At 40.7% G+C, this 12,571-nt stretch carries 4 protein-coding genes; 3 read left to right on the forward strand and 1 reads right to left on the reverse strand.

The window, feature by feature from the left end; translation table 11 throughout:
- Window positions 1-15 precede the first annotated feature (15 nt).
- A complete protein-coding gene (locus LQ227_RS19750) occupies window positions 16-7,053 on the reverse strand; it encodes a type I polyketide synthase (protein WP_230150672.1) in 7,038 nt (2,345 codons plus the stop codon).
- A 782-nt stretch (window positions 7,054-7,835) separates the two neighbouring features.
- Here LQ227_RS19750 and LQ227_RS19755 point away from each other — a divergent pair.
- The 3 genes from LQ227_RS19755 to LQ227_RS19765 are packed head-to-tail and all read left to right on the forward strand — an operon-like array spanning window position 7,836 to window position 12,395.
- Window positions 7,836-9,164, forward strand: a complete 1,329-nt coding sequence (locus LQ227_RS19755; protein WP_230144910.1) for a rhamnogalacturonan acetylesterase — start codon at window positions 7,836-7,838, stop codon at window positions 9,162-9,164.
- A 1-nt stretch (window position 9,165) separates the two neighbouring features.
- Window positions 9,166-10,035: a sialate O-acetylesterase gene (locus LQ227_RS19760; protein ID WP_230146666.1), complete on the forward strand. Its 870-nt coding sequence runs from the start codon at window positions 9,166-9,168 to the stop codon at window positions 10,033-10,035.
- A gap of 14 nt (window positions 10,036-10,049) precedes the next feature.
- Window positions 10,050-12,395 carry a glycoside hydrolase family 127 protein gene (locus tag LQ227_RS19765; RefSeq protein ID WP_230150674.1) on the forward strand — a complete coding sequence of 782 codons (2,346 nt, stop codon included), beginning with the start codon at window positions 10,050-10,052 and terminating at the stop codon, window positions 12,393-12,395.
- Window positions 12,396-12,571: the final 176 nt, after the last annotated feature.

A 12,571-nucleotide genomic window follows, 5' to 3' on the forward strand; every position in this document is an offset into this window, starting at 1 on the left:
TGGTTATGCGATTTTCTATGTCCAGGTGTTTCCGGCCATGATCAATACCTGGCTTTCTTTACCATATTTAAGTTCGTTCAGGAAAGTTTCCATTCCATCCTGTAAAGGGATTAATGCAATTCCCCTGCGCTGGTATTCTTTTTCTAATGTTGGTGAAACCATACCAGCACCTTTCCATGGTCCCCAGTTAATGGCCATTACCTTGCCTTGAATCTTCTGTTTTAAGGCCCAAGCATATTTATCCATTACACTGTTTGCTGCGGCATAATCGGTTTGCCCGCGGTTTCCATAAACAGAAGCTATGCTTGAGAAAAGGATCACAAATTGGGTTTCTGGCCTTAATTGCTCAGCCAATACCCTTAATGGGGTTACTTTGGTATCGAAAACACGTCCGAAAGATTCAGGAGTTTTGCTGTGGAACAATTTATCTTCCAATAAACCTGCACCATGTACCACGCCATCTATGCGACCATAATCTTCGTAAACCTGGTTGATCAAACGGGTCAGTGCTTCTTCATCTTTAAGGTCTAACGACTCGTAAACTACCGTCGATCCACCTTCTTCTAAAGTTGCAATGCAGCGTAAAATCTGGTTGTTTTTGTAGATCCGATTCGTTTCCTGCTCTATTTCGGCAGGTTTTTTAATCTCACCCTGTTTAATTAGGTACTGTCTGATCTCATCTTTAGTTTTTAACGAAGAACTGGCTTCATTTGCCGAAGCTATTGGATTTGCAGAGCGGCCTACCAAAATGTACCTGCAAGGGTAATCTTTGGCAAAATGGATCATCAGCTCAGCTGTAATGCCTTGTGCGCCACCCAAAACCATCACTACCGCATCTTTATCCAAGTGGATGTGCGCATCGGTTTCGGTACTCAATTGATGCGGTACAAGTTCCATAATATGTCTTTTATGGTCGTTGTAAATGATCTCTGAGGGTTTATCCGGATTCAGGATTTCATTTAAGGTAATATTGGTGATTTCATCTGGCGACATTTTGGTTTCGAGACTGATAAAACGGCATTTGGTATGTTCGTATTCACGGTCTAAACTTTTAAAGAAGCCCGAGTAACCCTGATAATTTCTTAAGAAAGAGATATCCGATTGATCGTTAAAATATTGTTTGGTATCTGCAATCAGATACACCCATTTTACGGTATCAAAATTTAGTTTTTTAATGGTTGCGAAATGATCGAGAATGCCTACTTTTTGCTGTGCTTCGAACATGTTCAAAATGATGAGGCCTTGATAGCCATCCAATGAGTCTTCAAAGCTCACCAGATTGGCAATGGCACCATGTTTTTCGAGCACTTTCTTGATTTTGATCGCCTGTCCGCCACCATCATCGGTTAAGGCAAAACGCTGACCTTTTAAAATGGCTGCTTCGGTAATGGTCAATGCAGCAGGAGTTAGCTCAAATCTTAAACGGGATAATTTTTCTTTAACCGTTTGATCATCGATGCTCTCCTCAATAAGCTTTTTTGCTTCTGTAAGCACCTCCGAGCTTTCTGCTTCAACATCGGCAATCCAGTTAACCAGGGCATTTAAGGTTTTAATTGCGGCCAGTTTCTCCATTAAATCATCAGCTTGTTCACTTTGTGCGCCAAAACCGATTTTTTCTTTTAAAGAGGCGATAATTTCCATGCGTTTGATCGAATCGATACTTAAATCAGCTTCAAGATCTAAATCCATGCCCAGCATTTCTTTTGGATAGCCGGTTTTTTCACTCACCACATCAAGAATGGCAGATTTTAACTGATCTAATGAAAATTTTGTTTGTTCTGCTTGAATTATTGGAGCTACTGCAGCAGGTGCACTAACCGCTTTTGGCTGTTCGGTGTTTTCTATAAGCCAGTTTACCAGGCTGTTTAAGGTTTTAAGTCCGGCAAGCTGTTCCATAATTTTATCTTCCGGAAGGTTTAGTTGAGAGAAACCACCTAGTTCGGTACGTAAAGCACCAATAATTTCTACACGTTTGATCGAATCGATACTTAAATCGGCCTCAAGATCCATTTCCATACCCAACATTTCTTGCGGATAGCCGGTTTTATCGCTTACTAGCTGCAAAAGCACCAGTTTTAAATCTTTTTGTGCAACCACAGGTGTTATTACTTCGATGGTTTGTGCTTGTGGTACTTCCTGTTTTACCGTGATCTGATTTTCGATACGGACAGGTTGAGGTGCCTGGTATGATGTTAAAGGTTGATTAATGATTTGCGAAGGCATCGCGGGAGCCTGCCCTAAAAAGGAAAGCATCACATCGCGTTGTGCCTGAATCAGCATTTTCATGCTGTGCAGGTACTCCTGCATCATTAAGTCTTTGGCTGAGCCATTAACCTGTTGATTTTCAGTTAATGTAGAGGTATTATTCATAAGGATAATCGGTTTAGTAATAGGAGATGCACCATTGGCCGGAAGTTTACCCGTTGATGGAACAGCGTGTTGACCGTTCACATACCAGATAGCGGGACTTTTTTTATAAATTGAAGGTTCATCCAATTTGATGCTTTTTACAGAACGGCCTTCGAATAATTTTTCGAGTTTGATTTCGCGGCCGGTAGCCATGTAACCAGCCAGTGTACCCAACAAATTGCTGAGTTTATTCTGACCTTGATCTTCGGTGTGTAAAATCACTTCGTCTTTACCGATGCAGGCTTTGGTTAAACCACTTAGCACCTTGCCAGGGCCAACTTCTACGAAAACCCTGGCGCCGGCAGCATACATATCCCTAAGCTCATCAACAAAAAGGACAGGTTTTATTAAATGGTCGGTCAAACGTTCTTTTACAGCGGCAGCTTCAGTTGGGTATTCTTTTGCCGTGGTGTTAGACCATACCGGAATTTTTAGATCATTAAAGTTTACACCAGAAAGCACTTGTTGGTAAAGCTGTTTCGATTTGGCCACCAAAGGACTATGGAAAGCACAGGCCACCTCAAGCGGGCGGAAAGATATTTTGGCTTGTTTTAACACTGCAGCCAACTGGCCAATAGCTGCTGTACTGCCTGCAATAACACATTGCGTTGGTGCATTAAAGTTTACAGGATAAACGTCTTTGATGTCGCCAAGATATTGTGCAAGGTCTTCCTGTTTTGCACTCACAGCAAGCATAGTACCAGGATCGCCGTTTTCTACTGCATTTAAAATAGATTTTGCTCTTTCTGCACTCAGGTGCACCAGGGCTTCTTCTTCAAAAGCACCAGCAAAACAAAGCGCAGGCAATTCGCCATAACTGTGGCCCGCAACCATATCAGGCATAATGCCCAATGATTTTAAGAAGTTAGCGATTGCAAGATCAACAATACCCAATAGCGGTTGTGCCATACGGGTATCTTTTATGCGTTCTTTTTGTGCTTTCGCATCCGCATCATTAAATACAGTATTTGGGAAAAGGATTTTTTCGTATTCAGGATAAGCTTTCAGCAGTTTTCTCATCTCAGGGAAAACCACAAAAAGATCCCTTGCCATGTTTACCCTTTGGCTGCCTTGCCCTGGGAACATAAAAGCAACCTTGCCTTCCTGTTTTTGAGTAAGGTAAGTGTCTTTGCTTTCTACGCCAGATAAAACAAGGTCGATTTTCATTACCAGATCTTCTGCATGATTTGCAACGATGCTCAATTGAACAGGTTTGGTATCAGCAGTTGCTAAACTATAGGCAATATCTTTCAGTTCGATCTGATCGTTCAGCTCTAAGAGATTTTTTACCGAAATCACCCGCTTTTTGGCTTCTTCGTAAGTATCTCCCCTGAAAACAAACAGTTCTGATGGCCACGATTTTAAGATTGAGTTTTTATTTTCGGTATTCTGAGCACTTTCCAATACGGCATGGAAATTTGTTCCGCCGAAACCAAAGGCGCTAACGCCAGCATATCTTTTTTCTTCCATCCATAAACCAGCTTCGGTATGAAAAGCGAATGGACTTGTTTGGGCATTGTAGAAACTATTTGGTGTTTTTAAATTGATGGTAGGTGGTTTAATACCATGGTAAACCGATAGCGATGCTTTAATTAAACCTGCAATTCCGGCAGCGCATTTGGTATGGCCAATCTGCGTTTTTACAGAGCCTAAATGCGTTTGTCCGGCGGTTGCACCCGATTGATTAAGCATGTCGGTTAATGCGCTGATTTCAGTTTTATCACCAACCACTGTGCCTGTACCATGTGCTTCTACCAGGCCAACCAGTGATGGCGTAATTCCAGCCTGGCTATAAGCCCTTTCTAAAGCATTTACCTGTCCGTTTTTACGTGGTGCAGTTAAACCAAGGCTTTTGCCGTCGCTCGATCCACCTACACCTTTAATAATAGAATAAATCGTATCGCCATCACGTAAAGCATCATCATATCTTTTTAATACGATCATGGCAATACCTTCGCCAAGGGCAATTCCATCTGCTTCGGCATCAAAAGTGGCACATCTTCCTTTTTTAGAAAGGGCATGTGTGCTCGAGAACATGAGGTAATCGTTAATGCCGTTGTGCAGATCTGCTCCACCGGCCAAAACCATATCCGATTTCTCTAAAAATAACTCCTGACAAGCCAGATCTATTGCTGCCAAAGATGAAGCACAGGCCGCATCAACCGTATAATTTCGACCGCCCAGGTTTAACCTGTTGGTGATCCTGCCCGAAATTACATTCGCCAAAATACCCGGGAAAGAATCTTCTGTTGTTTTTGGTAATACGGCATCTACTTCGGCCGGCATTTCGCCAAAAACCTGTTTGTAAAAACCTCTAAAGCTGTAGCTGTTGGCCAGATCGTTTCCACCTTCGGCACCAATAATTACCGAAACATTTTCGTTATCCACACCGCCATCGGCATAACCCGCATGCTGCATGGCCTGTTTGGCTACCATTAAGGTAAGCAGTTGGGTAGGCTCTATGGCCGCAAGCGACTGTGGTGGAATGCCAAATTCTAAGGGATCAAAATCTATCCTCGGGATAAAACCGCCCCATTTAGAGTGCGACATATCTCCTGCAGTAGAATCTGGATTATAATATAGCTCTTTGTTCCATCTTTCATCCGGTACTTCGGTTACCGAATCTTTGCCTAGAATGATATTGCGCCAGTATTCTTCGAGGTTTTTAGCCCCAGGGAAGATACAGGCCATACCCACAATGGCAACATCCAGTGCTTTGGCTTTATTTTCCGGAGGTGAAGAAAGTGTTGCGTCTAAAATATGTGTATAGTTATTGTCGGCTACATCCTGATGAAGATCGAGCAATGACATCACCTCTTTATGCATAGGTGCAATCTGACCGATCATATACATGCCCAGGTCAGTTTGTTCAGCTTCGTCGATTTTTACCAGTTCATCGCCGCGTCTTTCTATACCTTTTGCAGCAATACGTAAACGGCCAACATTTAGCGTTTCAAGTTTGGCCCAGATTTCTTTTTTATCCATTCCCTCTGCCTGAAGTTTCTTTTTTTCTTCGTTAAAGAAAGTGGCAAATGAAGAATTTAAACACCTGGTTTCATGTCCTGGAGCGGTTTCAAGCAGTACGGTTTCGTTTGCCTGCATGGCTTCCTGTTGGAACTTATCTAAAATGGCGCCTTTGCTTACGGCTTCTTTGGTATATAAATAAGCTGTGCCCATTAATACACCGATTTTCATTCCTTTGGCAGCCAAAGGAGCAGCCATTACTGAAATGAATGCAGCAGAAAAAGAATCGTGGATGCCGCCTGCGAAGAAAACACTGATGCTTTCCGGATTTTCTTCTTTTAATAAACGTTCAATCTGTTTTTCCCACAATACCATGCTGGATAGGGGGCCAACGTGACCACCGCATTCGCGGCCTTCGAATACGAAACGTTTAGCGCCTTCTTTTAAGAACATATCTAAAAGAGAAGCAGAGGGTACATGGAGAAAAGTTTTAATCCCTGCTTTTTCGAAGGGTTTAGCCTGCGATGGCCTTCCACCTGCAATTAGTAAAACAGGAGGTTTCGCATTTAATATATATTCCTGTTGCTCATCTCTAAGCTCTTGTGGTGCAAAACCTAAAATACCTACGCCCCAGGTTTTTTCGCCAGCCAGTTTTTTGGTTTCTTCAATCAGGTTTTTTGCCGATGCACCTTTTAGTAAGGATAACGCTATAAACGATAAGGCACCAGCTTCCGAAACTGCATCTGCAAATGGCGCTACGTCGCTTACCCTGGTCATTGGGCCCTGCGCAATAGGATAGGTGATGTTTAAATCTTTAGCAAGCGAGTTGTCCGCTTTTATCACATTGATGGCTTTGGCCTGTTTTAAATGGCCGTAAATGGCTTCTTTTATGCCAAAAACCAGCTTGTCAAGTTTTTTGTATTTGGTAACCAGATCTATCGATAGGGCAATGTCCTGGCCCATTGGAAGATAATTTGTTTCCAGGTCGTAACCTTTAAAATATTTTTGAAGGCCATTATAATCTATATCTTCTGCCAATGCCGGTGAATTTGGACGGGCCAATACGCGGCCGTTATCGATCAGTTTTGTTTCTGTTCCACTTAATTTACCACAAACAGTTTTTAAATCTTCAGGAGCGGAACATTCTGGGAATAAGGTGAGTTGGCTATCTAAAATAATCCCTGCTGCGCCCTGGGCCATTAAAGAGGCCGCTGTATGAATACCTACACCACCCTGAACCCAAACTGGAATAGTGGTAATTTCTTTAATAATCCGTTGAAAAAGTACAAAAGAAGATTCGTATGCCACACGGCCTGCGCCTTCATTTCCTTTTACGATAATTCCATCCGCGCCATTAGCTTGTGCAGCCAGTGCCGACTCAAGATCAAAAACCTGATAGATAATTTTAGCTGATGTTTTACGTTTCAGCACGAAATCATGCGGTGTAATAATCAAACTTACCTCGGTAGGTAGATCAATGTCAGCTAATGCAGCTGAATTGATGCTTACACCGAAATCGGAGATACCCTCCACTATAAGTGATTGAAGGGCGTTTTCAGCATCAGCTATGCTATGTCCAAGACTGAGAACCGGAAAGCAATCTGCTTTTTGTAGATTAGAAACCAATCTACTATCAGGGATTTCGAAGGGAGTTACTCCAATAATGGCGTATTTGTTCATGGCTTTAGATTTTTCTACTTCTTCTGTTTGATGGATGACTAAAAGCGAAACATAATGGTTCTTTATGCCTGCCTGTAATACGCAATAACACAGCTTTTTAGAGCTACAATTAATGTGTATGATTAATTAGACTAATATACGACTTGATAAAGTCAAATTGTTTTAAAAATTCATAAATGAATGAACTGAACAAGTGCTTGAAAGCTAAGCAATCATTTCATTTAAAAATGAATTTTATGAACGAAAATCTAATTAATATCTTCAATTATGGTTCTTTATGTGGTGTATTTAAATTTCAAATACAAAAAAAGACTATCCATATTGAGTTAGTATTAATAATGGGTTAATTTACGGATTAATTTTTATAATTGATTGATTTAATACGTTTTGTATTTAGTTTTTTTAGATTTTTTTGTTAAAAATTATCAAGTTTTTGTTGTTTTAAGTTCGTGAAATGGAGTTTTTGGTCTTATTGCTTAATATTCCTCAGGCTTGTAAATTTTTAATTAAAAATTGAAGAAATTTATGCGGCGTTGTGAATTGTTTATGATTGTAGTATTAATTAGTATTGATTATTGGGTGTTTGTTGTTTTTCGTGTTTGTCGACAACGCGCTTTTACTAAAAAAATGCTTAAATTTTAAATACACGATTCATTCTCGTTTTAATTGGGAATTGTTTTTATATATTCGTTTATAAATGTCAAGTAGACGTTTATTTAACCAGATTTTAGGAAAGTGATGGATTTAGTCATCAAACAGATCCTACGTCAAACCTTAAGTATATGAGCATTCAAAAGTTTATTAAGCCATTCATTTTTCTTGGTTTAATTGTCAATCTATCCCAGGCCCAGGAAAAAACCAATTACAAATTTGATTTTGGTACCGGAAAGATTGCTAAAGGTTATACACCAGTTTTGCCAACTGATGTTTACAGCACAGAAAAGGGTTATGGTTTCGATTTTGATTCGAAAGTTGTAGGCGTAGATTATGGTGGGAAGAATTATTTAACTTCAGATCTGGTAAAAAGTGATAAACCATTTTATTTTTCGGTGACCGTTCCAGAAGGTAATTATAAAATAACAGTTACACTTGGCGATCCGAAAGGCCCCGCATTAAGTACAGTAAAAGCAGAATCGAGAAGGTTGATGCTCGAAAACGTGAAAACCACAGCAGGGCAATCGCTAACTAAAACTTTTATTGTAAATATTAAAGATAAACATATCGCCGGCGGGCAATTGGTTTCGCTGAAGCCACGCGAACTTAGCAAGCTCGATTGGGATGATAAGCTTACATTAGAATTCGACCATCAAACCGCTCTACAGGCGCTCGAAATTACGAAGGTTGAAGATCAGGTTACCGTTTTCTTAGCAGGGAACTCGACTGTGGTGAACCAAGATGATGAGCCATGGGCATCGTGGGGACAGATGATTCCGCGTTTTTTTAAACCTGGTATTGCGATTGCCAATCATGCAGAATCTGGCTTAACGCTGGGTTCGTTTTTAGGGAGTAAAAGATTAGCGAAGGTTTTAAGTGTGATGAAACCTGGCGATTACCTTTTTATTGAATTTGGACATAATGATCAAAAAGATAAAGGGCCCAACGATGGCGCCTATAAATCGTATACCGAAAGGTTAAAAACATTCATTTCGGAAGTGAAGAAAAAAGGAGGAATCCCTGTTGTGGTTACCTCAACCAGTAGAAGGTCTTTTGGCCCCGATGGAAAAATTGTGAACTCTCTTGGCGATTTTCCGGATGCTGCACGTAAGGTAGCTGCTGAAGAGAAAGTTGCTTTGATTGATCTGAATGCCATGACATCGACCTTGTTTAATGCATTAGGCGAAGAGCCATCTAAAAAAGCCTTTGTTCATTATCCTGCTAACAGTTATCCTGGTCAGGATAAGGCATTGGCCGATAACACACACTTTAATCCGTATGGGGCATATGAAATTGCGCAATGCATCATCTTAGGGATTAAAGAACAGAAATTAGGGATTGCGAAATATCTGGTAGATGATCTGCCAAAATTTAATCCGGCAAAACCAGATAATCCTGCAGATTGGCACTGGCCAGAGAGCCCTAAAAGCAGTATAATTAAGCCAGATGGGAATTAAAATGAGAAGTAACTTAATTTTAATATTAACTTTTATTTGCTTTTCTTGTTTCGGACAAAAAAAGCCTGTAATTGAGGTTTATCTAATTGGTGGACAGTCGAATGCAACTGGTCAAGGATACTTGTCCAATATGGATGATTCGATGAAAGTTGATCGCAGGGTTTTGATTTTTCATTCAGGAAAACCTCATCTTAATAGTAATTTTTTACCTGATCAATGGTTTCCATTACATGCTTCTTCAGAATCGCCCGACCGTTTTGGCCTGGAACTGGGTTTTGGATCACAATTACAAATTCTTCGTCCAAAAGCTCGTATAGGCATTATAAAACATGCACATAGTGGTACCAATCTTTATAAACAATGGAATCCAGGGAAGGATCAAGAGGATACAATAAACCAAGGGTTACAATATAAGATATTTATGAGTACGGTTAAATCTGGGTTGGATAGTTTGGTAAAACGTGGTTATCAACCTGTGATTAAGGGGATGTTGTGGCAGCAGGGCGAATCCGATGCTGATAAAGGGGAGGAGATAAGCAAGAGTTACGGTAAAAACTTGAAGCAATTCATTATTCGGGTGAGACAGGATTTAAAAACAGCCAACATGCTGTTTGTTTATGGGTATGTGTACCCACCACCCAATAAGAGTATAGCAATAGATGAAGTTCGAAACGGACAGCGTGAAGTAGCGTCGAGTGCTAAAACATCATTATCTGTCCGTAATGCTTATGTTATACTTACTGATGATCTTAGCCAAAGAGCAGGTGATAAAAATACACCTTATCCAAAAGATTACATCCATTTTGGTACCAAGGGGACTTGGGACCTGGGATTAAGAATGGCTGAGGAGATAAATAAACATTTAAAATAGATCATCATTTAACAATGAAAAAAATAATTACCGCTGTATTGTTTACCGCCCTGTATGGAACTACTTTCGGACAGGCGAGCTTACAGCCATTTAATTTAACGGAAGTACGTTTGCTCGAAGGGCCATTTAAGCAGGCTCAGGAAACTGACAAAAAATATATGCTTTCGCTTGATGCGGATAAGCTTTTGGCTCCTTATTTACGGGAGGCAGGATTAAAACCTAAAGCAGCATCTTACGGAAACTGGGAAAACACAGGTTTAGATGGGCACATCGGCGGACATTATTTATCTGCTCTGGCTTTAATGTATGCTTCAACCGGTGATGCTAAGGTTAAAGACCGAATGGAATACATGATTGCCGAACTGGATAAATGCCAGGTAAAAAATGGTGATGGCTATTTGGCAGGTATTCCCGGTGGAAAAGAAATCTGGAAGGAGATCAAAGCAGGCAACATCAAATCGTCAAGTTTTTCGCTGAATGGAAAGTGGGTTCCTTTGTACAATATCCACAAAATTTATGCAGGTCTATATGATGCTTATGCGGTTGCAGGTAATGTAAAAGCAAAGCAGATGCTCCTAAAACTCACCGACTGGTGTGTAGATCTGGTCTCGAATTTATCTGATCAGCAAGTACAGGAACTTCTAAAAAGCGAACATGGTGGGTTGAATGAAACTTTCGCCCATGTTTATGCGATAACGGGTAATCAAAAATACCTTCAATTGGCGAAGCGGTTTTCAGATCAATCTATCCTAAAACCATTGCTGAAAAATACTGATTCCCTGAATGGTTTACATGCGAATACACAGATTCCTAAGGTAATCGGTTTTGAGCAGATCGCCTTGTTGGATAAAGATCCTTCCTGGGCAAATGCAGCTGCTTTCTTTTGGAAAACGGTAGTGGAGCATAGAACGGTGGCCATAGGTGGAAATAGTGTTAGGGAGCATTTTCATCCGGCGAATAACTTTTCTTCAATGACCGAATCGCGGGAAGGCCCAGAAACCTGTAATTCCTACAACATGCTGAAACTCACCAAACAGCTATTTTTGGCAACGCCTTCTAACACCTATCTCGATTATTACGAACGCACGCTTTATAATCATATCCTCTCTTCGCAGCGGCCAGAAGGTGGTTTTGTCTATTTTACACCGATGCGGCCTGGGCATTACCGTACTTATTCGAGTCCGCAGGAGAGTTTCTGGTGCTGTGTAGGCTCGGGATTGGAAAACCATGGTAAATATGGAGAGCTGATTTATGCTCATGGCAAGAATGACATATATGTAAATCTTTTCATCCCCTCTACCTTAAACTGGAAGGAAAAAGGTATTCAGCTTACACAACAAACACTTTTTCCTGATGCAGAAAATACAACAATCAAACTTCAGTTAAAGAACAAGCAGCGTTTTGTTTTACATTTCCGTCGGCCATCTTGGGTAGAGGCGGGAAAAATGACTGTGTTGGTGAATGGAAAAAAAATAACCACCAAAAGTAATGCGAATGGGTATGCCAGTATCGATCGTGTTTGGGCTACCGGCGATGTGATTAACATTTCCTTGCCAATGCACACCACCACTGAGTTTATGCCCGACGGTTCTGATTGGGTGGCCTTTCTTCGTGGACCGGTTGTGCTCGCTGCAGCGATGGATACATTAAATCAGCCTAATTTATTAGCTGATGGCAGTAGGATGGGGCATATTGCTTCAGGACCATTATTCCCGATCAGTGACGCACCACTCGTTACAGGAGCAAAAAATGCATTAGCAAATGAAATTACTTTGGTTGATAAAAACAGTTTAACCTTCAGTGCTCAAAATGCGATCTATCAGCCAAAATACAAATCTTTAAAATTGGTTCCTTTTTACACCCTTGCCGAAAAGCGGTATGTGGTTTATTTCCCCTACAGCAGTGTCGAGGCGTTGCCAGATCGTGCAAAGGCGATTAAGCTGGCAGAAGAAGAAAAAATGAAAACGGAGCAGCGAACCGTCGATCTGATCAACACTGGAGAGCAGCAGCCAGAATCGGATCACAATTTTAAGGGTGAGCAAACCGATAACGGAACTTATCAGGAAAGGCATTTTAGAAATGGAAAAGCATGGTTTAGTTATGTGCTTAAAAACAAAGATTTATCTGCAAATAAGCTGAGCTTAACTTATTACGGAAAAGAAAAGAATAAAAACTTTTCTATTTTGATTAATGGCGTTGTAATTGAAAAAGTAAAGCTGGATGGAAGCAAAGGTGATACTTTTTATACACAGGAATACCAAATCACAAAAGCGCTATTAAAAGCAGATTTAGAAGTAAAATTTGTTGCCGATCAGGGATCCGCTATTGCAAATATATACGAGGTGAGGTTGGTGAGATAAGCTTAGGCTGATGTGGTCTGTGAGGACACAGACCAAGGAATGTTGATCGAAATGACGATGAGTTTAAAGGCGATCGTCCTCCTGAACTTGTTTCAGGGTCCATTTGAAGCTTTATACCAAGCATACGCGTGGAAGTATTTATCTAAGTAGATTTCTCCACTGCGGTCGAAATGACG

Origin of the sequence: Pedobacter sp. Bi27 (genome assembly GCF_918698255.1) — a bacterium.
Classification (GTDB): Bacteria; Bacteroidota; Bacteroidia; order Sphingobacteriales; family Sphingobacteriaceae; genus Pedobacter.